The organism is Exiguobacterium sp. 9-2, assembly GCF_036287235.1.
Taxonomy (GTDB): Bacteria; Bacillota; Bacilli; order Exiguobacteriales; family Exiguobacteriaceae; genus Exiguobacterium_A.
This window is the reverse complement of the sequence record NZ_CP142850.1, coordinates 1,485,542-1,511,616: the sequence shown is the minus strand read 5'-3', so window position 1 is coordinate 1,511,616 and position 26,075 is coordinate 1,485,542. Positions and strand designations below refer to the sequence as shown.

The 26,075-nt window shown below is 48.1% G+C and carries 29 protein-coding genes; 13 read left to right on the top strand and 16 right to left on the bottom strand.

Annotated features, from left to right (window positions below; translation table 11 throughout):
• The first annotated feature begins 64 nt into the window (after positions 1-64).
• Together VJ374_RS07935 and VJ374_RS07930 are read left to right on the top strand one after the other, a co-directional pair.
• A complete protein-coding gene (locus VJ374_RS07935; protein WP_329470973.1) occupies positions 65-595 on the top strand; it encodes a GNAT family N-acetyltransferase in 531 nt (176 codons plus the stop codon).
• On the top strand, positions 592-1,377 hold the full coding sequence (locus VJ374_RS07930; protein ID WP_329470972.1) for an endonuclease/exonuclease/phosphatase family protein: 786 nt from the start codon (positions 592-594) through the stop codon (positions 1,375-1,377). Before VJ374_RS07935 ends, VJ374_RS07930 begins: the two co-directional genes overlap by 4 nt.
• Before the next feature lie 246 nt (positions 1,378-1,623).
• On the opposite strand, the gene VJ374_RS07925 is transcribed toward VJ374_RS07930, so the two are convergent.
• From VJ374_RS07925 to VJ374_RS07900, 6 genes are all read right to left on the bottom strand, one after another.
• Positions 1,624-2,109 (bottom strand): YusW family protein, encoded by a 486-nt coding sequence (locus VJ374_RS07925; RefSeq protein ID WP_290750264.1) that lies wholly within the window; start codon positions 2,107-2,109, stop codon positions 1,624-1,626.
• Positions 2,106-2,723, bottom strand: coding sequence for a flavodoxin family protein (locus VJ374_RS07920; RefSeq protein WP_308101515.1), 618 nt, complete (start codon positions 2,721-2,723; stop codon positions 2,106-2,108). Before VJ374_RS07920 ends, VJ374_RS07925 begins: the two co-directional genes overlap by 4 nt.
• Before the next feature lie 108 nt (positions 2,724-2,831).
• Positions 2,832-4,490, bottom strand: a complete 1,659-nt coding sequence (locus tag VJ374_RS07915) for an FAD-dependent oxidoreductase (protein WP_329470969.1) — start codon at positions 4,488-4,490, stop codon at positions 2,832-2,834.
• 15 nt (positions 4,491-4,505) lie between these two features.
• Entirely contained in the window at positions 4,506-5,801 is a 1,296-nt protein-coding gene (locus tag VJ374_RS07910; protein WP_329470967.1) for an arsenic transporter, read from the bottom strand.
• A gap of 49 nt (positions 5,802-5,850) precedes the next feature.
• Positions 5,851-6,174 (bottom strand): ArsR/SmtB family transcription factor, encoded by a 324-nt coding sequence (locus VJ374_RS07905; RefSeq protein WP_329470965.1) that lies wholly within the window; start codon positions 6,172-6,174, stop codon positions 5,851-5,853.
• A gap of 78 nt (positions 6,175-6,252) precedes the next feature.
• Complete coding sequence (locus VJ374_RS07900; protein WP_329470964.1) at positions 6,253-6,732, bottom strand: GNAT family N-acetyltransferase; 480 nt, start codon at positions 6,730-6,732, stop codon at positions 6,253-6,255.
• A gap of 112 nt (positions 6,733-6,844) precedes the next feature.
• Here VJ374_RS07900 and VJ374_RS07895 point away from each other — a divergent pair, with 112 nt between their 5' ends.
• Together VJ374_RS07895 and VJ374_RS07890 are read left to right on the top strand one after the other, a co-directional pair.
• Positions 6,845-7,291: a MarR family winged helix-turn-helix transcriptional regulator gene (locus VJ374_RS07895; RefSeq protein ID WP_214853637.1), complete on the top strand. Its 447-nt coding sequence runs from the start codon at positions 6,845-6,847 to the stop codon at positions 7,289-7,291.
• Positions 7,292-7,327: 36 nt separating this feature from the next.
• On the top strand, positions 7,328-8,596 hold the full coding sequence (locus VJ374_RS07890) for an NAD(P)-binding domain-containing protein (RefSeq protein ID WP_329470961.1): 1,269 nt from the start codon (positions 7,328-7,330) through the stop codon (positions 8,594-8,596).
• A 20-nt stretch (positions 8,597-8,616) separates the two neighbouring features.
• On the opposite strand, the gene VJ374_RS07885 is transcribed toward VJ374_RS07890, so the two are convergent.
• Together VJ374_RS07885 and VJ374_RS07880 are read right to left on the bottom strand one after the other, a co-directional pair.
• Positions 8,617-9,057 carry a VOC family protein gene (locus VJ374_RS07885; protein WP_329470960.1) on the bottom strand — a complete coding sequence of 147 codons (441 nt, stop codon included), beginning with the start codon at positions 9,055-9,057 and terminating at the stop codon, positions 8,617-8,619.
• A 303-nt stretch (positions 9,058-9,360) separates the two neighbouring features.
• Complete coding sequence (locus VJ374_RS07880; protein WP_329470958.1) at positions 9,361-9,783, bottom strand: hypothetical protein; 423 nt, start codon at positions 9,781-9,783, stop codon at positions 9,361-9,363.
• Between the two features lie 81 nt (positions 9,784-9,864).
• Here VJ374_RS07880 and VJ374_RS07875 point away from each other — a divergent pair, with 81 nt between their 5' ends.
• On the top strand, positions 9,865-10,368 hold the full coding sequence (locus VJ374_RS07875; protein ID WP_035408072.1) for a DNA topology modulation protein: 504 nt from the start codon (positions 9,865-9,867) through the stop codon (positions 10,366-10,368).
• Between the two features lie 142 nt (positions 10,369-10,510).
• Here the strand turns inward: VJ374_RS07875 and VJ374_RS07870 are convergent, their stop codons facing one another.
• Positions 10,511-12,217 (bottom strand): methyl-accepting chemotaxis protein, encoded by a 1,707-nt coding sequence (locus VJ374_RS07870; RefSeq protein WP_329470956.1) that lies wholly within the window; start codon positions 12,215-12,217, stop codon positions 10,511-10,513.
• A 162-nt stretch (positions 12,218-12,379) separates the two neighbouring features.
• On the opposite strand from VJ374_RS07870, the gene VJ374_RS07865 reads away from it, so the two are divergent.
• A complete protein-coding gene (locus VJ374_RS07865; RefSeq protein WP_329470954.1) occupies positions 12,380-13,432 on the top strand; it encodes a C45 family peptidase in 1,053 nt (350 codons plus the stop codon).
• Between the two features lie 39 nt (positions 13,433-13,471).
• On the opposite strand, the gene VJ374_RS07860 is transcribed toward VJ374_RS07865, so the two are convergent.
• The 4 genes from VJ374_RS07860 to VJ374_RS07845 all read right to left on the bottom strand — a co-directional run bounded on the left by VJ374_RS07860 (position 13,472) and on the right by VJ374_RS07845 (position 16,046).
• Positions 13,472-13,948: a GNAT family N-acetyltransferase gene (locus VJ374_RS07860; protein ID WP_035408078.1), complete on the bottom strand. Its 477-nt coding sequence runs from the start codon at positions 13,946-13,948 to the stop codon at positions 13,472-13,474.
• Complete coding sequence (locus VJ374_RS07855; protein WP_313351678.1) at positions 13,930-14,508, bottom strand: GNAT family N-acetyltransferase; 579 nt, start codon at positions 14,506-14,508, stop codon at positions 13,930-13,932. The genes VJ374_RS07860 and VJ374_RS07855 overlap by 19 nt, the downstream gene beginning before the upstream one ends.
• Positions 14,509-14,542: 34 nt before the next feature.
• Positions 14,543-15,031, bottom strand: coding sequence for a GNAT family N-acetyltransferase (locus VJ374_RS07850; protein ID WP_035408082.1), 489 nt, complete (start codon positions 15,029-15,031; stop codon positions 14,543-14,545).
• Positions 15,032-15,140: 109 nt separating this feature from the next.
• Positions 15,141-16,046, bottom strand: a complete 906-nt coding sequence (locus tag VJ374_RS07845) for a methyl-accepting chemotaxis protein (protein WP_035408084.1) — start codon at positions 16,044-16,046, stop codon at positions 15,141-15,143.
• Positions 16,047-16,306: 260 nt separating this feature from the next.
• Between VJ374_RS07845 and VJ374_RS07840 the strand changes: the two genes are divergently transcribed.
• The 3 genes from VJ374_RS07840 to VJ374_RS07830 are packed head-to-tail and all read left to right on the top strand — an operon-like array spanning position 16,307 to position 18,845.
• Positions 16,307-17,290, top strand: a complete 984-nt coding sequence (locus VJ374_RS07840; RefSeq protein WP_329470952.1) for an ROK family protein — start codon at positions 16,307-16,309, stop codon at positions 17,288-17,290.
• Positions 17,287-18,450 carry an MFS transporter gene (locus tag VJ374_RS07835; RefSeq protein ID WP_329470951.1) on the top strand — a complete coding sequence of 388 codons (1,164 nt, stop codon included), beginning with the start codon at positions 17,287-17,289 and terminating at the stop codon, positions 18,448-18,450. The genes VJ374_RS07840 and VJ374_RS07835 overlap by 4 nt, the downstream gene beginning before the upstream one ends.
• A gap of 17 nt (positions 18,451-18,467) precedes the next feature.
• Positions 18,468-18,845, top strand: a complete 378-nt coding sequence (locus VJ374_RS07830; RefSeq protein WP_329470949.1) for a VOC family protein — start codon at positions 18,468-18,470, stop codon at positions 18,843-18,845.
• Positions 18,846-18,910: 65 nt separating this feature from the next.
• Here the strand turns inward: VJ374_RS07830 and VJ374_RS07825 are convergent, their stop codons facing one another.
• Positions 18,911-19,267, bottom strand: a complete 357-nt coding sequence (locus VJ374_RS07825; RefSeq protein ID WP_329470947.1) for a hypothetical protein — start codon at positions 19,265-19,267, stop codon at positions 18,911-18,913.
• A gap of 477 nt (positions 19,268-19,744) precedes the next feature.
• On the opposite strand from VJ374_RS07825, the gene VJ374_RS07820 reads away from it, so the two are divergent.
• Positions 19,745-22,966, top strand: a complete 3,222-nt coding sequence (locus tag VJ374_RS07820; protein WP_329470946.1) for an ABC transporter permease — start codon at positions 19,745-19,747, stop codon at positions 22,964-22,966.
• 141 nt (positions 22,967-23,107) lie between these two features.
• On the opposite strand, the gene VJ374_RS07815 is transcribed toward VJ374_RS07820, so the two are convergent.
• Positions 23,108-23,392 carry a hypothetical protein gene (locus tag VJ374_RS07815; RefSeq protein ID WP_035408095.1) on the bottom strand — a complete coding sequence of 95 codons (285 nt, stop codon included), beginning with the start codon at positions 23,390-23,392 and terminating at the stop codon, positions 23,108-23,110.
• Positions 23,389-23,691, bottom strand: coding sequence for a DUF2089 family protein (locus VJ374_RS07810; protein WP_056061265.1), 303 nt, complete (start codon positions 23,689-23,691; stop codon positions 23,389-23,391). The genes VJ374_RS07815 and VJ374_RS07810 overlap by 4 nt, the downstream gene beginning before the upstream one ends.
• Positions 23,692-23,878: 187 nt before the next feature.
• Between VJ374_RS07810 and VJ374_RS07805 the strand changes: the two genes are divergently transcribed.
• The 3 genes from VJ374_RS07805 to VJ374_RS07795 are packed head-to-tail and all read left to right on the top strand — an operon-like array spanning position 23,879 to position 25,939.
• Positions 23,879-24,292, top strand: a complete 414-nt coding sequence (locus VJ374_RS07805; protein WP_056061264.1) for a DUF4064 domain-containing protein — start codon at positions 23,879-23,881, stop codon at positions 24,290-24,292.
• Between the two features lie 28 nt (positions 24,293-24,320).
• Positions 24,321-25,010: an ABC transporter permease gene (locus VJ374_RS07800; RefSeq protein WP_290750222.1), complete on the top strand. Its 690-nt coding sequence runs from the start codon at positions 24,321-24,323 to the stop codon at positions 25,008-25,010.
• Complete coding sequence (locus VJ374_RS07795; protein WP_035408104.1) at positions 25,010-25,939, top strand: ABC transporter ATP-binding protein; 930 nt, start codon at positions 25,010-25,012, stop codon at positions 25,937-25,939. Before VJ374_RS07800 ends, VJ374_RS07795 begins: the two co-directional genes overlap by 1 nt.
• Positions 25,940-26,075: the final 136 nt, after the last annotated feature.

The following is a 26,075-nucleotide window of genomic DNA, read 5'->3' as shown; positions in this document are numbered from 1 at the left end:
CCGATTACAATCCGACAACAATGCCACAATGCTGGCATATTCTATCTAGATGGGAGGCTAATATATGCAGACGACGCACCACTCATTTAATACGCAACGTTACCACATTCGTACGGCTCGTCTTAGTGATGCTGAAGCACTTGCTGCACTACGTCAAGCACTTGACGCGGAAACGGAGTACTTCGACCGGATGCCTGGTGAGGACGTGATGACGGCGACTGATTTCGTTGATCAGTTACACAATTCATCGGTTCCGGATCAAATCCTCGTCGTTGAACGGGAGGAACAACTCATTGCTTACGCCAGGTGTCGTGGATTTGCATTAAAGCGCTTTGCTCATAAAGCATCTTTCGGCTTAGGGGTCCTGCGTTCGGATTGGGGACAAGGAATCGGCACCCAATTGACGATCCGGATGATCGCTTGGGCGAAGACGCAGTCGCTTCTGAAAATCCAACTCGAAGTCGTCGAGACGAATCACGGGGCGATCCGACTCTACCAACGTCACAGTTTCCAAGAAGAAGGACGACTACGCCACGACCGGTTGCTGGCGGACGGCTGTTATTATGATACTGTCTTGATGGGCTTAGCGTTATGAGTTTCTCATTATCGATCGCGACGTATAACATTTGGCATCATCCATACAAGCGTCAGGAACGGTTTGCGGCATTGTGTGCGGAAATCAATCAGCATCAACCGGATGTTCTTCTTCTGCAGGAAGTGATGTCGACGTTTCATCCGGATGAACCGTTCGTCTCAATCGCCGAACATCTCGCAGAGGCGACCGGTTATCCGTATTGGATGATGGATCCTTATATGGATTCACCGGATGAAGGACTTGCCATTTTAACGAAACTGCCGTTTGAGCGAACGGATTCGAGTGCCGCCGCGACAGCAAACATCAATCATCACTGTGCGATTCGGATTCCGTTTTCGATTGAAGGTGTCCGTTTTGCCGTGACGAACATTCATTTCAACTGGCGTGCTTCAGACATTCGACTCGATCAACTTCGATTCGTCAACGAATGGATTGCCTCACAAACAGATGACGCGACGGTCGAGTTCCTTGGTGGTGACTTTAATGATTGTCCAAGTTCTTCTCTGCATCAAGCAACGCTTAAGGAGTGGGTCGATCTCGCTGGTTGTTTTGCGATGCGGACCGGTCAACTTGCTCCTGTGACTCTTGATCCTATGACGAATTCGTATGCTAAAAAGAATGACGGTATCACGACACCTGCCCGGTACGATTGGTTATTGTGTCAACGCTCACCGGCACCAGTGACCTTACAACGCGTTCAATTGATCGGACATGAACGACTGCCCCATCACGTCATACCAAGCGATCATTATGGTGTCCTCGCTCATATGACGATTCACTAAAACGACGAGGCTGACTCAAAAAAGAATGACGCGTCTTTTTACGCCCTTTCCTCAGGCGAGACACAAGCCAGTTTTCTTGCTTCATTCAAGCAGGAAAGCGGGTCTTGTTTGTCTCTGACAGCGCATAATGCGCTTTTTCCTGTAGGAGTGGCGTGTGACGCGTCATTTTTTTACGAGATAAGGGTGGCAGATCATCATTCTGCCACCCTTATCTTTAGAGGACGACATGTGAGTCAGCCCCGTCGTTTATTTTTTATATTCTTTTTCTGTTCCGTCCGAGAAGTCGATCTCCACCTCGAGGCGGGACGCATCTTGAATCGCAAATACACGCTCCACTTCCGCGATGACATCTTTCTCAGATGTATCCGCATCTACTTTTAAGTTCTTGAACTTCGCGTCGAGTTCCGTCATCGCCGCGTCCCCGCGTTTGTTTTCATCTTTATACTGGTATTCGGCTTCCGTGCCGTCATTCTCTCGGTCATAGCTGATGTCGATTGCGTCCATATCCCCGTTGACGTCCGCTTCAATCGATAAACTGGTGAATCCATAATCCGTATCTGCATTTTTCGTGACCGCATCCTTATCTTTCATCGTATTGTCGGTCGTATTCGAGTTTGTAGATCCGTCCTCGACCTTGTCCGACGCCGTTTCGTCGTTCCCGCATCCTGCTACCATTAGACTCATCGCAAATAAGGTCGCAACACCGTATCCTGTAACATATCCTCTCTTCATTCCATCACATTCCCTTCTGCTGGAATCGGGTGCGCTTTCAATAGCCGAGCAAGATGCAAAAGATTGGCAGCTAAAAACTGGGCATGCCGTTTCGTGAAGTCATTGTCACGTCCGGCTTCGATGTAAGACGGTCCAGGTCCCGCTTCACCGACCCAATACGCATCGACATTGGGGGGAATCGTGAATCCGATGTGCGACAGACCGTATAAAATCGACGCGGACGCGTGTTTCGCCCCATCCTCGTTGCCGGTGACGATGACACCACCGACCTTGTTATAATAGATGGCTTGTCCAACGTCGTTCGTCAAGCCACTTCCCCCGTATAACCGTTCGATGACTTGTGTCGCGACACTACTTTTTTCACCGAGCCACAGCGGTGTCCCGATGACGACGATATCTGCTTGTTTGACTTTGTCGAAGAGTGCCGGCCACTCGTCGCCGTTCCCTTCATCTTCCGTCACACCGAATGCGACTTGATGATCGACGACTCGAACGATTTCTGAATCGACGTCCTCATGCTCCCAGTACGCGATCACGTCGCGAATCAACGCTTCCGTGTTCGATGGTTCTTGTGATGCTTTTAAAGTACAGTTCAAAAATAAAGCGCGTACCATCCGTTCATCCCCTCCTTTTGAATTGACATGTTCCTCGTCCTTAATCCTTTCCTGATTCTAATCCGAAGTAAACAAAAAAAGCCTCCGCTTTCGCGAAGACTTTCCTCGTCAGAGACATGACTTGATGTGTTGATAGTTTTGATTGCCACCGGATAAGTTACAGACGTCCCTGAACCCGAGATTCTTCAAGACGTTCTGTGCCGCGTTTCCTGTGACACCTTTATTGCAGTAAACGATCGTCGGTACCGTCGGATCAAGTTCCTGCGCCCGCTCACGTAACTCACCGAGCGGAATATGGACCGCCCCGTCGACATGACTCTTCTCGAACTGGGCGCGTGAGCGCGTATCGATGATTTGGAAGACCTGACCCTTAGCGACCTCTTCGATCAAAGCGTTCGGTGTTTTCAGGCGACCAGTTTGTTTGATCGCGTTATCGAGGGCCATCCCGGTGTAAAGAATGGGGTCCTTCGTCGTCGAGAATGGCGGCGCATAGGCCAGATCAAGATGGAATAAGTCTTCTGCTTTTGCCTTGAAGCTGATTGCGGTCGCAAGGACATCAATCCGTTTATCGACCCCTTGCGGACCAACGATTTGGGCACCGAGGACACGACCATCGTTCCGATCTGCAATCGCCTTGATGACCATTTCTTTGCCGCCGAGATATTCCGGGCGATCGGGCTTGATGTTGTGCAACACTTCAATGTCATACCCGGCGTCGCGTGCTTCTTTTTCGGTCATTCCGGTCTGGGCGACCGTCAAATCGAATGCTTTAAAAATTCCCGTTCCAAGGATTCCCTGGTGTTCAATCGCTTCACCGGTGATGACCATCCCAGCGATTCGTCCCATCTTGTTCGCCGTCGAACCAAGCGGACGGTACAGTGGTTGACCGGTGATGACGGAGAAGCTCTCGGCGACATCACCGACCGCATAAACGTCTGGGATGTTCGTTTGCATCTGTCGATTGACGGCGATCGCACCGGTCTGCCCAATCGTCACGCCGATCTCTTGTGCGAGTTGCGTGTTTGGTTTGACACCGACTGACAGGATGACGAGATCCGTCTCGATCGTCTCGCCACTCGCAAGAACGACTGCACGAGCCGTTTTCTCCCCTTCGAACGAAGCGACGGACTCACCGAGACGTAAGATGACGCCATTCGCTTCGAGATGGTCACTAACGCGTTTTGCCATATCAACGTCTAGCGGTGGCATGACTTGCGTCAACCGTTCGACGAGCGTCACTTCGATTCCGCGATATGTCAACTGTTCCGCCATCTCGAGTCCGATGAATCCGCCGCCGACGATGATAGCACGTTTTGGAGCATGCGCGTCGAGGTACCGACGAATCGCTTCCGCATTGCGGATGTTACGGACCGGGAAGACGTTTTCGAGATCGACGCCCGGTAGCGGCGGAATGATGCTAGAGGCACCAGTCGCGAAAACGAGCGTATCGTACGTATCCGTGAATGTCTCACCCGAATCCAGATGACGGATCGTTGCTGTCTTCGTCTCGTGATCGATCGCTTCGACGTTATGACGCGTCTTGACGTCAATGTTGTAACGTTTCTTAAAGAACGCCGCGTCGCGTGGCGTCAATTCATCGAGCTCAGCGACTTCACCGCCGACGAAATAGGGAATCCCACAACCGGAATAGGAAATGTCCTCGTCCCGGTCGTAGATCGTGATCTCTAAGTCTTCGCTATTACGGCGTGCCTTCGCCCCAACTGATGTGCCGGCAGCGACCGAGCCGATGATAAGTAGTTTCGCCATATTCATGTCCTCCTCTTAATAGAGTAATAAACTGATGTAGAGTCCGAGCAACGCGATGGCGAGCGTCGGAATCGTCAAAACGGTACCAATTTTGAAATATTGTCCCCACCCAATCCGGACCCCTTTCGAGCGCAAGACATGGAGCCACAGTAAGGTTGCAAGACTTCCGATCGGCGTGATCTTTGGACCGAGATCGCTACCGATGACATTCGCGTAGATTAAGGCGTCACGAATCGCTCCCGTCGTTGCCGTATGCTCGATCGACAACGCATTGATCATGACGGTCGGCATATTGTTCATGACAGAAGACAACAGAGCGGCAAGGAATCCCATTCCAAACGTCGCCGATGCGAGGTTCGTCGCCATCCACTCGATCAACTCCGCAAGGACTTGCGTCAGTCCCGCATTGCGCAGACCGTAGACGACGATATACATACCGAGCGAGAAGAAGACGATCGCCCACGGGGCACCGGCAAGGACCTTCTTCGTCGGAACACTCGGTGATTTTTGCGCCAGGAATAAGAAAAAGACAGCGATGATGCCAGCAACGAGACTGACCGGAATGCCAATCGCATCACTCGTAAAGTATCCGACGAGCAACAAGCAAAGGACGATCCATGAAGCACGGAACATCCGCATATCGCGAATCGCAGACGTCGGTTTCGCCAAATCCTCGACGGCATAGACTTTCGGGATCTGCTTCTTGAAATAGAAGTACAAGACAAGCAGACTACCAACGACCGAAAAGACGTTGACGAAGACCATCCGTGCCGCATACTCTGTAAAACCGATGTGAAAGAAGTCCGCCGAAACGATGTTGACGAGGTTCGAGATGACGAACGGAAGACTTGCCGTGTCGGCGATAAAGCCGGAGGCGAAGACATATGCCAGGACGACCGCATCCGGTAACTTCAAGTGACGGACCATCGCGAGGACGATCGGTGTCAGAATCAAGGCAGCCCCATCATTCGCGAACAAGGCCGAGACAAGGGCACCGAGTAACGTCATGTAGATGAATAGTTTAAGACCGCCACCGCGGGCGATTCGGGCCATATGTAACGCGGCCCATTCAAAGAAGCCGATCTCATCTAAGATCAATGAGATGACGATCAAGGCGATGAAGGTGAACGTCGCGTTCCAGATGATCCCCCAGACGGTCGCGACGTCTCCCAGTTCGACAACGCCCGTTAAAAGTGCGACAATCGCCATTCCGATCGCTGAGTACCCGATGCTGAGCCCTTTCGGTTGTTTGATGATCAAAAATAAGGTGATCAGAAATATTCCGATCGCAAGCCATTGTGATGCTGTCAATTAATTCACTTCATTTCTTCATTTGATAGCAGTCGCATGAGGACTGCGATTAACATGTTATTGTATTAGGAACGTCTGCTACGCCCACTTGTTCGAGGATTCGTCGCAACAGGTCATGCTGCCCATGCTCTGAATTTAGTCGAAAGTAGTTCCATTGGCGCTCCCGTCTTTCCAAGATGACACCAGCTGACCGAAGTATTTTGAGATGACGACTGACTGCCGGTTGTGAGATGCCAAACAAATCAACGAAGTCACAGACACAATGCTCTCGCACCGCAAGACGTCGGATGATTTCAAGTCGGGTCGGATCTGAGAGCAACTTCAGAAACTGACTGACTTCTATGGTCGAATGATTGGCGGTGATGGATGACATATCGGTTTCCCCCTTTCTCGATTTCGTTCGATGACATAACCATATTATTATATAACATGATAGTTATGCAATGTCCTTTCAACGTAAATCGTTTCGTCGTTCCAACAACAACACATCGCGCCATACTCCATGATGTCTTGCAAGCGCACGCCGTCGACCGACAAGTTCGAATCCGAGTCGCTCATGCAAGCGTCTGCTTGCCTCGTTTTCAGGAAACAGTTGAGACTGAAGCGTCCAGATGCCTTGAGTGTCCGCAAAATGAACCATCGTCTCTAACAAAAGTCGACCACCGCCTTTACCACGGACGGAGCGTTCTACATAGATACTGACTTCTCGAATCCCACTGTAAACGGTTCGTTCAGATATCCGACTCAACTTTCCCCAACCGACAATAGAGTCTTCCTTTATCAATACGAATCGTTCACATTGGGTGATCGCATTCCAAAATGCATCCGAATCAATCGTCATCTCGAATGTCGCATTTCGATCTTCAATCCCTTGACGATAAATCTCAATCACTTGAAGACGATCCTCTTCTTTCATCCATCGAACGTACATCCAAAATCCTCCTTTTCGTCTGATTAATTAAAATCATCATCTATTTACTTGCAAAATGCAAATATTTATCGTATAACTGACTCATCAACGATATTTTGAAAGGAGACTTTACATGACTGAGACACGTGAGTTGTTTCAAACGTTCACCCGCCGCTTTGGTTTGCTTAACAAGAATTGCTGCGCCTTTCTGGATGAAGATATTTCACTTGTCCAAAGCCATTTATTATATCAAGTCGCGAAACACCCAGATTCCTCGATGCAAGAAATTGCTGATCAACTCGCTCTTGATATCACTACATTCAGTCGACAAGTACAAACATTGATTAAACGAGACCTACTAGTAAAGCGTCCCGCGATCAACGATCGGCGAATTCACCTACTTCGCCTGTCCGAAAAAGGATTGCGTGTTGCTCAAGCCATCGACGAAGAGATGAACACGTATCTGGATGCCATCTTCTCATCAATGACTTCCTTCGAAAAAGCACATGTCCTCCAGGCAATCGACTTGCTGAATACGAAGATGGGCGAGAGTGACGTCTGTTGTAAACCATGTCTCTAATACTTGCGATTTACAAACAAAAAGGAGGTTTTATGCATGCCATACGGTTCTTCCCACCCAATCGTCATCATCGGTGCCGGACCGATCGGTCTTGCAGCTGCAGCTCAACTTGTAGTGGAAGGTCAATCGTTTTTATTATTTGAGAGAGGTCCTTCGATTGCGCATCAGGTCAAACAATGGGAACACGTTCGGATGTTTTCAACATGGCAATACAATATCAGTGATGCAGCACGTCATTTGCTCGAGTTGACGGACTGGAGCGCCCCAACGGACGATGCTGTGCCGACCGGTACTGAATTAATCAATCAATATCTTGCCCCACTTGCTGCTTTACCGGAAATTGCCCCTTTCCTACATTTCCAACATGAGATTCTCTCGATCTCACGGGCAGGTCTAGACAAGATGACGAATGCCTCACGCGAAGTGACGCCGTTTGAATTAGTCATGGACACGCCGAATGGACGTAAACATATTCTCGCTCGCGCGGTCATCGATGCATCTGGCGTCCTCCGGCGACCAAACCCTGCAATCAGTTCTGGTCATCGAGTCGAAATCGAGCAGAACTTACCTGTCCGGTATTCGATCGTAAATGCGAAACGTGATACTGTTGTTTTCGCGAATCAATCCGTCGCTGTCATCGGTAGCGGGCACTCGGCTTTGAACTCGCTTCTTGAACTCGTCTCCATTAAAGCGCAACACCCTGAAACGGAGATTCATTGGATCCTTCGCAAATCGGACCCCGTTCAAGCTTACGGCGGCGAAGATAAGGATGCACTGGAAGGTCGCGGGGCACTCGGTTCACGTATCCGTCAGCTCGTTGAAGGAGATCAGATTAGGATTCACTCCAACTTCAAGACACAATCCATTGAATCGAAAGGACAGTCGTTTGGCATCACTGCGCAAGATGGTCGATCCCTCCATCACATCGATCAGCTAATCGTCAACGCAGGAAGTCGACCCGACTTTTCGTTCCTCGAGGAAGTACGGCTTGATATCGATCCTGTCACCGAGAGTAGTCGAGTACTTGCTCCTCTGATTGATCCGAACTTTCATAGTTGCGGAACTGTCCGTCCACATGGGGAAGCGGAGTTACGTCATCCAGATCACGGACTTTATCTGGTCGGTGCGAAGAGTTACGGTCGTGCTCCGACCTTCCTGCTTGCTACCGGTTATGAACAAGTTCGATCAATCGTTGCTTTTCTTGTAGGAGACGAGGCACGTGCCAAGCAGGTCAATTTATCATTACCAGAGACGGGTGTGTGCAATGTTTCTCTGCCACAATCATCGACTTCCTGTTGCTCTTAAAAATATACATCGGATCAGTCTTAGACAGGTCCGATTTTTTCTGCTAGCTCTATGATCACACCTTCTGGTCCTCTTATGTAACATAGGCGATACTCATTTTCGTAATTCGCGACGTCCCCAATCGGTTGATATCGATGATTCGCTAACCGCTTGAGGAGTGTATCGAGTCCTGTCACTTCAAAACAGAGATGACGCAATCCACTGGAATAAACGGACTGGACGACAGTGGACGTCTCAACTGGTCGTTTGAACCGAACCAGTTCGAGCCAGATTGCTTCACCTGGTAACCCAAGAGCGACACATTCCGTCTTTGCACCGTCTAGATCCAACAAACGATCGAGCAACTTCCCTTCCATTTCCCATCGTCCACGTACTTCGAGCCCGCACAGCGAAAAAAAGTGAATCGCTTCTTCTAAATTCACGACGTTCAGACTGATATGATCCGTTCGTTTAATCGGCATCCTTTATTTCCCCTCAAGTGTGTCAGAATGTTGTCAAACCGTTGCTAGAAAGCACATCTAGAGCGTTTCGACGTGGTGTCTGCAGTTTGTATCGTCATTAAAATATAAGTATGAAAGATCGTGTCCACTTACGAAAAGGAGTCGAAATAACATGGAAGACGTCAACCTTCTCGTCCTTGCGACCTAGAACATATTTTGGGTCAGATTCGGTCTGATTACCTTCTCTGCCGTCAAAACGATGTCCGCAACGAAAAAATTGAAATCCACTTAATCAAAAGACCGGATGTTTTGAGCATCCGGTCTTTATTTGAATTCATGCTGTAAATCCTGTGGAAATCCTCCGTTTTTAAAGATAAAACTTGACAACCTAATCCGGTTCCCATCCATATCTAGAAAATAAGTTACGTTAGGTTCATTTGCAAATTCGACTTCGATTGAAGCCGGATTCGCCGAAGACTCATACGAAAATTTTTGTGTTTTTGTAGTGTAGACTTCATTAGGAAATCGACGTGCTAGTTCCACCTTAAGCAATTTCTCATTCTCAGCAATCTGTTGATTGATGAGCGTCGGTCGGATGTACCAAAAGGAACTGCACCCGATTGCCACCAAACCAAGTAAAATTAAGCCATATCGCTTCCACCGCTGCGGCAGGAATATCACGCCGCAGCTGATTACGAGTAGTGTAAAAACGATCGTCATCCCTTCGATTATGAAATTTGGTACCATCTCATTCACTCCTTTCGTTCTATCCTCGACTAGAAAACCGTGATATGATCAAATCCTATGACAAAAAATAGGAGGTCTATGATGCGAAAAATCATCCTGATTGGTTCTGGTGGGTCCGGTAAATCGACTCTTGCCCGCGAGATGGGCAAAAAACTAAGTTATCCCGTTGATCACCTCGACAGCTTATTGTGGCGTCCGAACTGGGAGGCGGTTTCGCGTGAGGAACAACGCCAGATTCAACAAACACTCATATCGCGTGATACATGGATCATCGACGGTAATTACGGTGGAACGCTTGACTTACGAATCGATGCCGCTGATACGGTCATCTTCCTTGATTTGCCGCGGACGCTTTGTCTGTACCGTGCGCTGAAACGGACCTTGCGCTATCGTAAGACCGGCCGACCGGATATGGCGGCAGGCTGTCCCGAGAAACTGTCGCTTGATTTTCTGAAATGGATTTGGCGGTTTCCGATCGATAAGCGACCGAGTATCCTTTCAACGCTTAAAGCGACGTCCGATAAACAAATCGTTCATTTGCGGTCCCGCCGCGCTGTCAAACAGTTTCTTCAATCACTTTCATAACATCCGTCCATCTGTTACCTTTCGTCATCCTTAGTGATGTACATACGACGAAACAAATTTACTCTCCTGCCCATTTTCCAGTCATTACCACAAATAAAAAAACGACCATGACGGTTACCCCTCATGGTCGTAGTGCAATATCTTACACGCTGAATCTGCCTGTGACTTGTTTTAAATCATCCGCCATCGTCGCGAGCGATTGCGATGCAGACGAAATTTCTTCCATCGACGCCATCTGCTCCTCGGTCGAAGCGGAGATGTTTTGTGTCCCAGCAGCGGTTCCTTCCGTCACCGCTTGAATCGTCCGCATGACAGAAGCGATTTGTTCACTCGCTGCCGCCATTTCCTGAACAGCGCCGGACACATCTTCGACGTGCCCTGTCACGTCGGTGATCGCTGTCTCGATTTCCGAGAAGGATGTTCCTGCCTGATCGACGACGGCAATCCCGCTCGTCATCTCGGTCGAGACTTTCTCCATCGAGGCGACCGATGCTTCTGTCTCTTGTTGGATGACCCGAATCAAGGACTCGATCTGTTTTGCCGAGACCGCCGATTGTTCCGCAAGCGTCTTGACTTCCGCTGCGACGACGGCAAATCCGCGTCCTTGTTCACCAGCGCGTGCTGCCTCGATTGCTGCGTTTAAAGCGAGGAGGTTCGTCTGTGCCGCGACACCTTTGATCGAATCCGTGATTTGACCGATTTCCTGTGATCGGTTGCCAAGACCATCAATGACTTGGCTGAGACGCGACACGTCTTCTTGAATACGTCCCATCTGCGTTCCGAGTGATCCGACGACCTTCCCCCCGAGCGCGACTTTTTCCATCGCGTCCGCCGTCCGTTCCGTCATCTGTTGCGCATTGCCGGCGACGTAGCGGACGGACGTCGTCAACTCTTCAATCGTCCGTGAAGCATCGGACACTTGATGCAGCTGTTGACTTGCACCGCTTGCCATCTCTTCCATCGTCACAGCGACCATCTCTGTTGCTTTCGTCGTTGATTCCGCATTGACGCTAAGCTCATCCGACGCAACGGCGACGCGGTCTGCCGTTCCCGTAAGTTCAAGGACGACTTGTTGTTGTGAGGCGATCATTTCATTAAACGATGTCGTCAATTGACCAAGTTCGTCTTTCGAATCATAGTGACCTCGGACAGTCAAGTCACCTTTACCTGACTGATTCATCCAACCCTGCAGTTGACGAATCGGACGTGTGATGAGACGTGTGATGTATAAGGCAAGTCCTGCAAACAAGAGGACCGCCAGTAAAAAGATACCGAGCATTAAGTAAAAGGCGGTTTGTTTTTCCGCTTGATTCTGGGCATCTAACATCTTCGCTTGTTTCGTCATTGAAGCCATTAATGCTTTTGCCGAGTTCGCGACGTTATCCCGGACTTGTTCCAAACCATCGGAATACGCCGTGTAGGCTTCTTCCTCTTCATTTCGTGTCGCCGCATCTTGAACGAGCGTCATCGAGTTGTCGTAGGCGAGGACATTATCCTTCAACTCCTCGAGTTGTTTCTTTTCTCGCGCATCAAATTGTCCCGTTTTTTCAACCTTCGTGACCGACGACCGAATCTGAGCCTGTCGCGTATCGATATCGGCTTGGAGTTCCGTGATTCGTGCTTCATCCTTCGTTAGGATCATCTCCACTAAAAAGGAATCGAGAGCCCGTGTATCGATCCGAATCTGTGCCACTTCTTGGATCGGAATCAAGTTCTCCTGATACATCGCTCGGGAAGCGTTTGACATCTGGTTCAAGAAATAGAGTCCTGCTCCCGCAATGAGTAGCATCGCAACGACGGCTGTTGCGATCAAAGCTTGTATCTTCCGTCTGACTGACATATGTTTCATTCCATCCCCTCCCGTTTTTGTTATCGGTTCAGGATTGAAAAAGTTGACTATTTTTTCAATATTCCCATACTTTAGATGTGCTTTAGTAAAGGCTTGCCATACGACTTTCTCCCTTGCGTTCGATATAATCAGCATACAGCAGTTGAAGAAAGGATGAGTCCCATGCAACGAGTAGCCAATGAAATCACGCAATTCCGCGGCAGTCATTATGAGTTCGGTCGCGAACAAGGGCGTTACGTCAAACGAAATCAGTTGCTCCATAACCGAGAGGACAACTGGAAAATCCGTGTTCCTCGCTTTCAAGTCGATCCGGTCGAGACGAAGGAGATGTTCCTTCGGTATGCTCCGCACATCTGGGACGAGTTGCTCGGATTGCAAGATGAACTCGAACTATCATTGCCAGACACATTACTCCATTTCGGACATTACCGGGTCGAAGGACCGAAAAGCGGTTGTTCAATCATGACCGGTGATAATTTCCTCGTTCGAAACTATGACTATCATCCGATGACATATGACGGACGATTTTCCGTCTTCCAACCGAACGATGGTGGTTCAGCGATCATCGGTCCGGCTTCACGGGTGACAGGCCGGATGGATGGGATGAACGAACATGGTCTTGCGATGGGTTATAACTTTATCAATCGTCGGCGGCCGGGAGATGGATTCGTCAGCTTCATGATCGGACGGATCATCCTCGAGATGTGTACGTCGGTCGACGATGCGATCTCACTCGTCAAAGAGATTCCACATCGCGGATCGTTCACGTACGTCGTCCACGATAAATCCGCGCGTTCGTTTGTCATCGAGACGACGGCACGCGACGTCCAAGTGCGGGAATCGAACATGTGTACCAATCACTTCGATTTGCTACAGCACGAAAACCGCTATCACCTGGATGACTCAAAACGTCGGATGATGGAGCTAAAGACACATCAACATATGATTCAAGATGCGGAATCCGCTTTCCGACTCTTGAACGATACTGATAAAGGCGTTTTCGCTGATTTATATGCGCAGTGGGCAGGAACGATCCATACGTCTGCCTACTTCCCGGAAGAGTTAAAGGTATGGTTCGCGCTCGGTGGTGATCAGGAACCGGTCACGTTCGACTTTGCTGACTGGCTCGCCGGCAATGACTTCACAGCAAGTGAAATCACAGGAGAACTTGAGACGACCATCCAGTTTGCAAATACACTTCAGACATGGCGTTAAACGAAAAAGATGCCTCCTGCTTGCGCAAGAGGCATCTTTTTACTGGGAAACGTCTAGTCGTTTCGACATATGATAATCCGTTTTCTCATACCCAAGCGAGTCATAGACATGAATCGCCCGTTCGTTATGCGCGAAGACGTGTAACGAAATCTTTTTGACGTTCATCCGTTTTAACATCACTTCCAGTAATCGGAGTGCTTCTTTGCCGTACCCTTGGTTTTGTTTATCGGACGTAATCTTGACATCGAAGATGAAAGCGGAACGTCCGCGTGATTCTTCTTTTACGTGAACCCAGACCATTCCAATGTCGCTGTCTGTCTCGTCACGAAACGTAAACAAATAATGATCCTTCGTTTTCAGACCTTCAGGCAACAACGTCGCAAACTCATCTGTCGACTTATTATGCGCCTCGTTCTCTGACCACGTACCGGCGCGACACTTATCTGCCGCATACTCCTCGATTGCCACGGGTAGATACACCTCATAGGTCGCTTGTTTCATTGGCTCGATGCGCATGCTGCTACCTCCTGCGTTTTCGTCCAGTCCCGTCGTAACATCGCATAGACCTGGAGGTCGTGATAAGTCCCGTACAATTTCTCAGCGTCCCGTAAGACGCCTTCTTCCGTGAACCCGAGTCGTTCCGGGATCCGTCTGCTCCGGACGTTTCCAGTCGCACACTCGATGACGACGCGGTTCAAGCCGAGCGTCTCGAAACAATAATGCGTGACGAACCGGACGACGTCCGTCATGACACCTTTCCCGAGTCCCTTTTCTCCTAAGTAATAGCCGATCGACGTTTGTCCGAGGTGCCGATCGATTGCATGCAAACCGATCGTTCCGACGAGCTCCTCCTGAAGATAGATGCCACACGTAAACCCGTTACCATCGGCAAACTGTTGCAACCATGCTGGGATGACTACTTCCTGATATGTAATGGCATCTGTTGTACCATCAACCCAACCGAGCCATTCGCGAAGATGTGCGCGATTGGCATCGACAAGGGCGAATAATGTCTCCGCATGGTGCCGTTCGAACAATTGAAGCGATACGTGATCGGACACTTGTAACCTGAACATGACCTCTCCCCTTTCTAGTAACTGTTGTTTGACGTCACGACGTCGTTTCCCTGCTAGACGTCACGTTCCATTCCATCCGTCTTGAGCGGACAGACATTCCGAGTGCCTCGTAAAAGGCGATCGCTTCTTGATTGGCGTCATCGACGCCGAGTTCGATCCGGTCGCAACCAATTGTTTTCGCATGCGCGTAAGCGGCTTGCATCAATCGCTTGCCTACGCCTTGCTTCTGATGCGTATCCGCAACGACGAGACTGATGACCCGTAAGTAATGTTTATCAAAGACGAAGCCGCTCCCTTCGATGATATCTTCCTTTAAGACGATCACACCGGCAAGTCCTTTGTATTCCGCGACGAGGATTTCGAAATCTGATCGGTCGAGTTGCGACAAAAATAAGTCTTCCGAAACCGGCATCTCGTGCGGACGGTAGTGATCGGGGCGTAAAGCTACATGCTGCTCATGAATTTGTTGGAATAGCGGAATCAACGCCTGAAAATCGTCAGGGCGGGCAGTACGGATATTCATCAGAAGTTCGCTCCCTTTTCGTTTTGTAGTATATTAACATATTATTCCAAAGTGTAGGGATACTTTTTATACAAAACGGCACTCCGTTTATCGGAATGCCGTCTCTCACTTAAATTGCTTTTGTAAAATCTCGCGCTGTCTCCGTTAACGACGATGCTGCACTCTGCACGTCATGGAAACGATCAACCGTTTCCGCAACGACGATGACGCTTGCTTGTGCATCGGTCGTTGCTTGCGTCATCGCACGGGCAATCCGCTGTAGTTCATCGTTCATTCGCTGTGTCGTTTGCCGGACATCAACGACGGCTTGCTCGACGAGTTTCGAGAGATTGCGGACCTCTGTCGCGACGACATTGAACCCTTTCCCGTGTTCACCGGCTCGTGCTGCTTCAATCGAGGCATTGAGTGACAAGAGATTCGTCTGGGACGCGATCGTTTTAATCGTCTCGGTCACTTGGGCGATATCTTGCGCCTGGCGCTGCAAGCGTTCAATCGTCTGATGGTTATCACGGGTCGTCTCAGCCATCTGCTCGATTGTTTGCCGTAACGCTTTGCTCTCCCGCTCGCCATGCGTCGACCGCGTGTTCAGATCACTGGCGATCGCATCAAACGAAGTCGCGAATTGTTGAATCGTCTGCTGACGATCGGTGATATCAGAGGCGATCTTCAAGACACCGGTCACTTCTGTTCCATCGTATATCGGCATATAGGTCGCTTCTAGCCAAATCGATTGACCATACGCATCGATCCGTTCAATTTTATCCGCCGTACTGAAGCCGCTGAAAAGCTTCTGCCAAAATGCTTGATAATTATCGCTCATTGCGAACTCCGTCGTACAGAATAGATGATGTTGCATCCCAATCATCTCTTCTCGTTTATATTTCATCGTCTTCGCGAACAAGCCATTGACATCAACGACACGACGTTGCCGATCGAATCGAATCATCGCGACGTTATCGCGCAGGGAGGCTACAATATCTTGGGATCCTAGGTCGGTTGATAGTTGTGTGGTCATGATTACAAGCTCCTCTCGCCATCTACCTCCCGTTACAGGCTATCCAAGATATTACAAATTGGAATAGTATGAATTAAAGATATATGACTAAAATTTTTTCACTTCTTTTATTATTATCCAGAGAGAGTAAGAATGAAACATGATTTTCAGTAGATTTATTTCTTTCCTCTTTTTTGTTGTCTATATTTCCCGACCTGCTATACTTAAATCAAAACTTATTAAAATATTTTAATAAGTAATCCAAATTGGAGGTTTATCCTTTGACTGAAGTCCTCTCTCGTACGCGTCACGCTTTTTTGATCGACCATCTCGATACGATTCCGGTGATTCGGAACGTCCTAGACGTCAGTTTTCCGACTGCGAGCAAACAGATTGATCAGATGATCACTGCTCGGGAAATTGAAGAGACACCACTTGAATTGGTTCGCGGTGGTCGTCCGGCAAAACGGTATCGCTATCGCGTGAATCACTTTCACGGACTCGCTCTTTATCTCGAACGGACGTATCTGCAGTATCGCATCCACGACGTCGGTGGACATGTGATCGCAACGGATCGCCTGAACTTCGATTCGACGGATCATGGATCTGTTTTATTGAGCACGCTGACAGCATTACTTAACGATCATCCACGTATTCAGACGCTTGCGATTGGTGTCGCCGGTGCCGTTGATACGACCGGCACAATCCTATTCGCCCCGGATTATCCGACGCTAGACGGTCGCCCCTTACAACAAGAACTGACTGAACGGTTCGGGCGACCCGTCATCGTCGAAAATGATATGAACGCTGCGGTCCGTGCGCAAGCTTCTGATAACGAGACGACCGTCTATATGTATCTCGGAATGAACGGACCGGGAGCCGGTGTCGCCGTTTCAGGTCATGTCGTCCACGGAGCGCATCACTTCGCTGGAGAGATCTCGTTCATCCCGTTTGACGACAAGCGAAATGTCGGACAAGCCCTCGCGACGACTACACCACACTCTGACGACTGGTATGAGGCGTTAAGTCGAATCATCCTTTCGTTTAGCGCCACCTTAAATCCGGATGTCATCTTGTTCGCAGCGTCAGATGTCTCGGATGACGGGTTAGCTCGATTGACGGATCGATGCGCCAAGCGCTTTCCGCTCAGCAAATTACCTCAGTTGCGAAAAGGCGACTGGGAAACCGATTATTTAGATGGTTTGATGCAACTCAGCATCCAGTCATTCATTGAACAAATTCCGTTAGGAGGTCTCGCCCGATGACCCGTCTACTATTACCTTTGATTTATCTCGCTTTTATCAGTCTTGGTCTTCCAGATGCGTTACTCGGTACGGCGTGGCCTGTGATGCGGCTCGATCTCGACGCCCCGCTCGACATGGCAGGTTGGCTCTTCATGACGATCGCTGCCGGAACGATCGTCTCGAGTCTGTTTAGCGGTCGACTGATCGAACGTTATTCAACAGGTCCGATCACGGCAGCTTCTGCCGGTTTGACGGCTCTGGCATTGATTGGTTTTTACGTTGCTCCGTCCTTGATTTGGCTCTTCGTCCTTGCGATTCCGCTCGGACTGGGCGCTGGAGTCGTCGACGCGGCGTTGAATCATTTCGTCGCCACGCATTATCAAGCGCATCACATGAACTGGCTCCATTGCTTCTGGGGCATCGGTGCGACGGCTGGTCCGCTCATCATGGCTGGCGTATTGCTCGATTCCGGCTGGCGTTTTGGTTACCTCGTCGTCGGCGCATTGCAACTCGTCTTGATGATTGTCTTAATCGTCAGCTTACCCCTCTGGAAGCGGGCTCCGAAACACGTGTCTGAACAGGTTCAGACCGTAAATACGTCGTCCGGAAAACCACGCGGATTGATTGCCGCTCTCGCTGCCTTCTGCTTTTATTGTGGAGCCGAAGCGGTCGTCGGGCTGTGGGGCAGCAGTTATCTTGTCCAAGTCCGATCCTTTTCCGTAACATCAGCAGCGACGTGGATTTCCGTCTACTACGGAAGTATCACCGCGGGGCGCTTCATCAGTGGTTTTCTATCGCTGCGCTGGTCGAATCGTCGTTTGATTCGTGTCGGTCAATGGACGGCATTCGTCGGAGCCACCTGTTTCATCCTCGCACCTGCTGCCTGGATGCCGCTTGGTTTCGTACTTGTCGGGTTTGGTCTCGCACCGATTTATCCGGCAATGCTCCATGAGACGCCGGTTCGCTTCGGGGAGGCCGCGGCGCAACGGCTGATGGGGGTACAAATGGCATTCGCCTATACCGGTAGTACCTTCATGCCGCCATTGTTCGGATGGCTGGCGACGTCCTACTCCTTATCGTTGTTCCATTGGTTCACGATCAGTCTCATCTTCTTGATGCTGATCGCTACGGAAGGATTGAACCGGATGTTATTCAGACAGCGATTGGCAAAAGCGTCTTGAAAAAAGGAGGAATGGAGATGAAGATTGAACATATCGCCCTTTGGGTGGCAGACCTGGAAGGGATGCGTCAATTCTACGAAACACATTTTGATGCTACGACAGGCGAGCGATATCATAATCCGATGAAAGGGTTCACGTCATATTTCCTGACGTTCTCGAGTGGTGCGCGTCTTGAATTGATGCAACGGACGGACATCACGGAACGGACGACGAATGCGCTCGGTTATGCCCACCTCGCCTTTTCGCTCGGCAGTAAACAAGCGGTCGACGACTGGACAGCTCGGTTACAGGACGCAGGTGTACAACATCTTGACGGTCCCCGGACGACGGGTGACGGGTATTATGAAAGTACGATCGCGGACCCGGAAGGTAATGTGATCGAGTTGACGGTCTAATAGATGAAACGAAACAATCCCTCATTCTGATTAGAGTGAGGGATTGTTTGTCGGTCGATGACTGCTCAACGGTTTCCTGCTTGTTGGTATTTCTCTTGACGAGCAGACTTCCGACGATTGATCATTCGTGCAAATACGAGAAGAGACCCTACTGGGTAGAACAATAAGAAGATTACTTTCAATAGAATCTCCGTATCCATCCACGCTGAAAATGGTGGCAAGATGCCAAATAGAAGAAGAATTAATAATGTCAGAACTCCTCCTAACAGCAGGTGCAGGACGATCGACCAACTACGCTTATGCTTTTGCTGACTCACGATATATTCAATCCCTAATGATAGCGGTGTCCCGCTCCCTAAAAAAATCAAACTCGTATAAAAGACCGTCACGACATAGACCTCGATCAGAACGAATATCGTCATGAACAGATTTTCTGCAATACTCGCTTTTTCATAGATGCCTCCCCCTTTCGAAAATAGTAAAAGACAGTAAAAGCCTCTATGAACTGAGGTTCCTACTGTCTTTATCGTTCGATTCACCTATCTTAACATAACGTATAGTTCTGTAAAACATTGACAACGTTCGTTTAATAATTCATCCATTACATTTCAGAAAAACAGTCGCTCATACTAGTCCATTTATTTGGTAAATATGTAAATTGACTAATTTTTCAGTTATTAACTTTCTCTTTTCATTTTATCTATGGTTATAATTAGGTAGGTATTGGATTTATTTACTTACATATGGAATTTAAATCGTCATTAAGGAGGTTTTACGTATGACCAATTCGTTACACGCATTCAGTCATACTTCACTTCAGTCGATGCTTAACGCAAGATCGACTCATCGAAATCCGTTAATAACGAGACCGTACATTCAAACGCAGGAGGTTTTTGCCGATGCTTAAGTTCATCTGGAATTCCTGGTGGCGCAATAAAGAGCGCTTCATCCTGCTGCTCGTCGGTGTCCTGATCGTCAGTACCGGACTGAGTTATTTGATCGGTACGACGCAAGCCAATAACGGGACTGTCGTCGATGAGCTACAAAAGCGTTGGGGATCTTCTTACGACCTCGTCGTCCGCCCGGAAGGCAGCCGGAGCGTAACGGAAGACTTGAAGTTACTTGAGCCCAACTATATGAGTGGTCTCGATGGTGGGATCACCCGCAAACAATACGAGACGATCAAAAAAGTCACTGACGTCGAGGTCGCTGCCCCGATCGCGATGATCGGCTACAATCAAACAGTTTCGAGTGTCGGTACGCACACGATCGATCAAGAAGGGATTTATAAACTGACGATCAAAGATACGCAAGATACCGGATTACAAAACGAATCATCGAGTGGGGTCACCTACTTAGCAGCAGGATGGGAACCCACAGGGGATGCAAAAAAATCAGGGGTGTCTCCCCTCCTCCTTGGAAAGCAGCCACTTTTTGAGTATGGGAGCCAAGTCATGATTGCAGGGGTTGATCCCGAAGCGGAAGCCGCACTCGTCGGCTTGGACCAAGCGACGACAAAAGGAACCTATAGTAACTATTTTTCAAAAGATGATCAGGTCATCTCGTTCGGGGAAGACGGTGTTCAAATCCCAATCTTGTTGAACAATCGTGAATATGTCGATGCGTCACGCATCTACACGTACGAAAAAGTCGAGCTTCCGTCTAAAAAGAAATCCATCAACGACATGGTACAACAAGTCGAACAAAAAGGCGGAAAAGAATACTTAGACTCCTTACCGACAAGCGATGCGAAACGTTATACGATCACGACACAAGATGTCCAGAAGAAGCTCGTCAATGATATTTTGAAACACACGTTACCGACCGCTGAAGAGACGAACAGCAATTCCTTTACATGGATTGCCTTAAAACCGTCTCCGATCGACTACCGTTCGATCAAAAGTCCTTACGCTTCACGTTGGCCGTTCACCTATCAAGTCCAACCAAAACAAGTCGACCAAGATTCCTTGCTCGCTAAACGCAGCATGTACCGGGAAGCGAGGATGTTCGGAAAAGATAGCGTGGATTGGCCCAAAGTCAACTTGAACTATATTGGGGTCTTCGATCCGAAGAAATTGAATATCTCGAAAGACCCGCTGACAGAACTGCCGATGGAGACGTACTTCCCGTCGAAAGCCCAGTGGGTGATGGACAAGAATGAACGTCCCGTCAATCCGGTCCGAGACGTCAAACCGACAAATGATCCATATGATTTCCTGACGAAACCACCATCGATGCTGACGACGCTCGATGCTGCGTTTAAAATTCGTGGCGACAAAGCAATCTCTGCCATCCGCGTCAACGTCAAAGGTGTCGAGACAATGAACGCTGCTAGCGAGAAAAAGCTCCAACAGGTGGCGACAGAAATCGAACAGAAGACAGGTCTAATCACGGATGTGACACTTGGTTCCTCGCCGCAACTCGCTTTGACCTATTTACCGGGACTAAAAGACGAATCAGCGCTTGGCTGGGTTCAGCAACCGTGGATTAAGCTCGGCTCGTCGATTGCGATCTTTCAGGAAGCAAAAGTTGGGATGAGCGGCATCATCGCCAGTGTCATCGCCGTCGCACTCGTCTATGTCTTCAGCTCAAATATCATCTTGCTCTACGCTCGAAAGAAAGAGTTCGCGATTTTACTATCGCTCGGTTGGCGCCCGCGTCAACTCTCGAAACTGCTGTTCCTCGAAGCAACAATACTTGGTACACTTGTCGTCTTGATTGCTTGGACGATTCTCGGTTCGTTCTGGGTCACGACGGACAACCCGATCGCAATCAATCGGATTCTATTGATCGGTCTTGCTGGTTTACTCATTTACTGGGGTGGAACGCTCGTACCGATGACGCTCATCCGACGCATCAAACCGTATGAAAGCATGCGTTCTGGTGAAGTCTCAAAAGGTCGTCGTTTCGTCCGCGCGCGTAGCGTGCTTGGGATGAGTAGCAATCAGCTTGTCACCTACTGGCAACGAACATTGCTATCGGTCGTCGCGATTGCCTTACCGACGAGTCTGTTCATCTTCTTTCTCTTCATCACGTTCCGCTTAAAAGGCGTCTTGTACGCAACGTGGCTCGGCGAATATGTCGCGCTCGAAGTCGGCACGATGCATTACGTCGCGATGGGCGTCGCTCTATTAATCGCTATTCTAACGACGACCGAAATCATGTGGCAAAACGTTAATGAACGCAAGAGTCAGCTTGCTGTTCTTAAAGCGACGGGCTGGCAAGACGTGCAAATCCGTTTACTTGTATTGAGTGAAGGGATGATGACAGGACTCTGTGCTGGTGTGATCGGTCTCTTGACAGCACTTGGGATGATCGGCTTCGTTTACGGACAATTCCCGGTTCAAGAGCTCGGTTTCCTTAGCATCATGCTCTTGATTCCTGTGATCACTGGCGTATTAGGTGCCTTACTTCCTGCCGAGCGCGCTGTCCGGATTACACCGAATGCGGCACTCGGTAGTGTCGTTGAAAATACACAGGCGACAGAACGACGTTTCAAATGGGTTCTCGGATCGATTGCTGCTTCCTTGTGTATCGGGGTTGCGAGCCTGTTCTTGTTCGCCTCAACCGAATCCTCGACGACTACACCACAGAGTGCGCCGCCGAAACAACAGACGAGCGGACAAAAATTAAGAGACTTGGCTTCGGAAACAAAAACATCCGCTGACAAGAAAACAGACGATCAAAAAGCACTTAAAAAACTGATGAAGAAAGGAGTCATCCAAACGTATCCGGGCGATCCGGAAGCAACTTCTGAACTGTTCTATGCTAAATCACTCATTCCAACACCGAAAGAACTCGATTTAAAGGAAAAGAGCGGTTATCGGTTCGTTACGGTTCCTGTTGTCATGTACGATCCCGATAATAGAGTAAAAGGCGCTTATGCTATTTACCGACCTGGCACCTTTACATTGACGTCGCTCGACGGAAAAGAATATGAAACCGTTGATTACGTTAATCATAATAAGAAAGCATTCAGAAACAGTTATCAGTATCTCTCACCATATAAGTCAACCGTTGATTTAGTCTATCAAGTTCCTGATGACCAGAAGGTATTCGTTCTCTTTGCTGCGGATGATGCGTTTCCAAAGGATACGACAGTGAAGATTGAACTCGATTAATATGCCGTAATATGAATCTAGCACGGAACATGTAAATGAGAGTCGCCTCGGTTTCATCATCGAAACCGAGGCGACTCTCATTTTTCATGAAAAAAACGATCTCTTTCAAGATCGTCTGTATGTGAAACTATATGTACGACTTTACAGCGTATCGTGCACGCGCATTCGTTCTAGTTCTTTTTCTTGATTCTTTTTTAAAGCTTTTCGACCACGCGACCATTGTTCCCAAAGTGAAATCAACCCGATTCCTAAAATCAACACGTAGGCTAATAGGCTATTATATCTACCATCAAAGTAACGCCACGTCATCACGATCACTAAAATGATCGGCATGATGATGCCGAGATATGGATTGTGACGACTCGATAAGAAATACTGTATTCCTAAACAGATACTGATAAGTAGAGCAGAAACGAAGAAATTCATTGATTGTTACCCCTCTCAAGTCGATATTTTTCAATTATTTTTTTTGCATCCTCAATCGTGATGCGATCCTCGATTGCCATTTGTTTAATATATGTGATGAACGGTTCATTCTCGATTTTCTCATTCACTTCGATTTTCTGAATGATACGATCGACACGAATTCGGACGGTCGGATAGGACACATCATAATGTTTTGCTAGTTCCTTCAAGGAACCTGAGCTTACGATGAATTTTTTCACGAATTCCACTTCTTCCAATTCTAGAGATAAAATCCAATCGGGAACATCATCTTTCTTCATTTACCATTTCCCTCCTATGTATTCACAATAGCATTTATTTAAATAAAGTTAAAGTATTTTTGATATTAATTAAACATTTAACCAATAAAAAATTAAAATATATTCATTTTCCCACTTGTCATAGAGATTCAAGTCATGGTAGTTTAGGAATGTCAAATCGGAAAAATAAGGAAAAGGAGTGTTTTACTTGAAAAGAACAACAGAGTACATATTTGCAGTCATCGGTATCGTTTTGTTTGGATCATTGTGCTTAGGCGGTTTTCTATTGTCTGGCTCGATTGCGGATCACGCTGGCATGAAAGATTTGGTTGATCAATTCATTCGCGATGAGAACATCACGGATGTCACGGCTAATCAAATCCTCACATCCTTTCAACAATTCTTCTTGTACCTTGGTGCCGTCTCGCTCTTATGTACATTAGGAGGCATCTTCTCAATCGTCCGGATTCGCAAAAATGGTTCTGCTGGAAAGCTATTGATCATTACAGCGATTCTCGGGGGAATCTTTACGTTACTCGCCGGCGCCTTCGGTTCAATCGCTTACTTGATTGCCGGTATCACGAATGTATCGAAGAATAAGAAGCTAGCGCGACAATATTAATCTTACTTAGAGAAAGGTGCGTCTACATATGTTTGCCATTACGCTTCGCGAATTCAAATCACTTTTTCAAAGCATCCGCGCCATCCTGATCATCGTCGTCTTGTTCGGCGTGACGACTGGTTCTGCTAAACTCGTCAGCCAGTTCAAAGGGCAACTCAGTGATCTTGGTCTAGGTAACAATGCGTATATCATCGGATTGATGTTACTTCTGTTTTTAGCTGCTCCTTTATTCGTGACAAGTATTTCTCATAGTAGTGTCAATAAAGAGATCGAGTCGAAGACGATTCGTTTTCTTGCAACAAAAACGTCCCGTGAAAACATCATTTTCGGGAAGTTTTTAGGCAACGTATCGTTTTGGGTCCTCTGCCTGACAGTTGCCCTCATATTAATCGTTCCATTTTCAAAGTCGTTTCATTTCGTCGATTTGATTCAAAGCATCATCTTCGTGTCTTATTTCATTGGATTGTCGTTGTTTCTTTCAACAGTCGTCAATAATTCCTCGATGACGATGTTCGTCGGAATCTTCATCTCGATCGCGCTTCCGGTCATCGGGATGTGGAGTCTTATTTCGAAGAATGTCATCGTTGATACGTTGTCTTACTTAACGCCGTATTATTACTATACGCAAGAAAACACTGCTTATACTTACCTTGTTTTGATTCATATCGCTGTTTTCGTCTTGACGACTCTGATTATCTTTAAAAGGAGAGATCTCTGATGTTAGCCCTTCGTGCAACCAATTTAACGAAACAATACGGCAATAAGACCGTCGTCAACCAGTTGAATCTCGAGATCGAGCAAGGGGCCATCTTCGGATTCCTTGGTCAAAATGGCGCCGGTAAATCAACGTTCATCAATATGATCACTGGACTGGTCCGCCCGACGTCCGGAACATTCGAGTTACTCGGAGCGCCGAACGATTCCTTGAAAGATGTCCGGACACGGATTGGTGTTCTACCGGATTACTCGACCTTTTACGAAAACTTCACGGCGCTCGATCACTTGAAGTATTTCAGTAAAGTCCTTGGTCTGAAGACGACGATCGACGAGTTGAAGCAACTTCTGCGTGATGTACAACTCGAAGACGCGATCGATATGAAAACGAAGAACTACTCGTTCGGGATGAAAAAAAAGCTTGGCATTGCCCAAGCTTTAATCAATCGACCGGATATCTTATTTTTAGATGAACCGACATCTGGCGTTGATGCCAACTCGATTCTCGGAATTCACTCTTTGATTCGCAAGATTGCAGCAGACGGAACGACGATATTTCTAACGTCCCACAACTTGGACGAGGTCGAAAAACTATGTACGGAGATTGCAATCATGCAGGCTGGATCAATCCAAACACAAGGTACGATGGAGGAGTTACGGGAACAATATGAGAAAAACATCACTGTTCATGTCAAACATGCGTTGCTCGACAATGAGATGCAACTACACTTGCAGTCCAAGTTGTCGACGCTTGCGAAAGACGTCAATGTCTCCCCGACTCAGTCAACGTTCATCGTCCAAAGTGAACAGGATATTGCGACGATCAATTCTTATCTTGTCTCACAACAGATCCATGTCTATCGACTCGAAGTAGAAGAAGCGTCCTTAGAAGAAATCTTCTTGAATCTAGGCACAGAAAGTCGCTCGGCTTAAACACTCGTTTTAAATCGATACATTATGAATTAAAAATCAGGCTTCCTAGCATCGTGAATATACGATGTCAGGAAGCCTGATTTATGTAGCTCAATTCTATTTTATATAAGATACCACTTTAAGGACCCGTACCGCA

Bases quoted from the DNA above. Each gene is read 5' to 3' on its own strand.
- VJ374_RS07935 (WP_329470973.1), top strand. From the start codon at position 65: ATGCAGACGACGCACCACTCATTTAATACGCAACGTTACCACATTCGT.
- VJ374_RS07930 (WP_329470972.1), top strand. From the start codon at position 592: ATGAGTTTCTCATTATCGATCGCGACGTATAACATTTGGCATCATCCA.
- VJ374_RS07925 (WP_290750264.1), bottom strand. From the start codon at position 2,109: ATGAAGAGAGGATATGTTACAGGATACGGTGTTGCGACCTTATTTGCG.
- VJ374_RS07920 (WP_308101515.1), bottom strand. From the start codon at position 2,723: ATGGTACGCGCTTTATTTTTGAACTGTACTTTAAAAGCATCACAAGAA.
- VJ374_RS07915 (WP_329470969.1), bottom strand. From the start codon at position 4,490: ATGGCGAAACTACTTATCATCGGCTCGGTCGCTGCCGGCACATCAGTT.
- VJ374_RS07905 (WP_329470965.1), bottom strand. From the start codon at position 6,174: ATGTCATCCATCACCGCCAATCATTCGACCATAGAAGTCAGTCAGTTT.
- VJ374_RS07900 (WP_329470964.1), bottom strand. From the start codon at position 6,732: ATGTACGTTCGATGGATGAAAGAAGAGGATCGTCTTCAAGTGATTGAG.
- VJ374_RS07895 (WP_214853637.1), top strand. From the start codon at position 6,845: ATGACTGAGACACGTGAGTTGTTTCAAACGTTCACCCGCCGCTTTGGT.
- VJ374_RS07890 (WP_329470961.1), top strand. From the start codon at position 7,328: ATGCCATACGGTTCTTCCCACCCAATCGTCATCATCGGTGCCGGACCG.
- VJ374_RS07885 (WP_329470960.1), bottom strand. From the start codon at position 9,057: ATGCCGATTAAACGAACGGATCATATCAGTCTGAACGTCGTGAATTTA.
- VJ374_RS07880 (WP_329470958.1), bottom strand. From the start codon at position 9,783: ATGGTACCAAATTTCATAATCGAAGGGATGACGATCGTTTTTACACTA.
- VJ374_RS07875 (WP_035408072.1), top strand. From the start codon at position 9,865: ATGCGAAAAATCATCCTGATTGGTTCTGGTGGGTCCGGTAAATCGACT.
- VJ374_RS07870 (WP_329470956.1), bottom strand. From the start codon at position 12,217: ATGAAACATATGTCAGTCAGACGGAAGATACAAGCTTTGATCGCAACA.
- VJ374_RS07865 (WP_329470954.1), top strand. From the start codon at position 12,380: ATGCAACGAGTAGCCAATGAAATCACGCAATTCCGCGGCAGTCATTAT.
- VJ374_RS07860 (WP_035408078.1), bottom strand. From the start codon at position 13,948: ATGCGCATCGAGCCAATGAAACAAGCGACCTATGAGGTGTATCTACCC.
- VJ374_RS07855 (WP_313351678.1), bottom strand. From the start codon at position 14,508: ATGTTCAGGTTACAAGTGTCCGATCACGTATCGCTTCAATTGTTCGAA.
- VJ374_RS07850 (WP_035408082.1), bottom strand. From the start codon at position 15,031: ATGAATATCCGTACTGCCCGCCCTGACGATTTTCAGGCGTTGATTCCG.
- VJ374_RS07845 (WP_035408084.1), bottom strand. From the start codon at position 16,046: ATGACCACACAACTATCAACCGACCTAGGATCCCAAGATATTGTAGCC.
- VJ374_RS07835 (WP_329470951.1), top strand. From the start codon at position 17,287: ATGACCCGTCTACTATTACCTTTGATTTATCTCGCTTTTATCAGTCTT.
- VJ374_RS07830 (WP_329470949.1), top strand. From the start codon at position 18,468: ATGAAGATTGAACATATCGCCCTTTGGGTGGCAGACCTGGAAGGGATG.
- VJ374_RS07825 (WP_329470947.1), bottom strand. From the start codon at position 19,267: ATGACGATATTCGTTCTGATCGAGGTCTATGTCGTGACGGTCTTTTAT.
- VJ374_RS07820 (WP_329470946.1), top strand. From the start codon at position 19,745: ATGCTTAAGTTCATCTGGAATTCCTGGTGGCGCAATAAAGAGCGCTTC.
- VJ374_RS07815 (WP_035408095.1), bottom strand. From the start codon at position 23,392: ATGAATTTCTTCGTTTCTGCTCTACTTATCAGTATCTGTTTAGGAATA.
- VJ374_RS07810 (WP_056061265.1), bottom strand. From the start codon at position 23,691: ATGAAGAAAGATGATGTTCCCGATTGGATTTTATCTCTAGAATTGGAA.
- VJ374_RS07800 (WP_290750222.1), top strand. From the start codon at position 24,321: ATGTTTGCCATTACGCTTCGCGAATTCAAATCACTTTTTCAAAGCATC.
- VJ374_RS07795 (WP_035408104.1), top strand. From the start codon at position 25,010: ATGTTAGCCCTTCGTGCAACCAATTTAACGAAACAATACGGCAATAAG.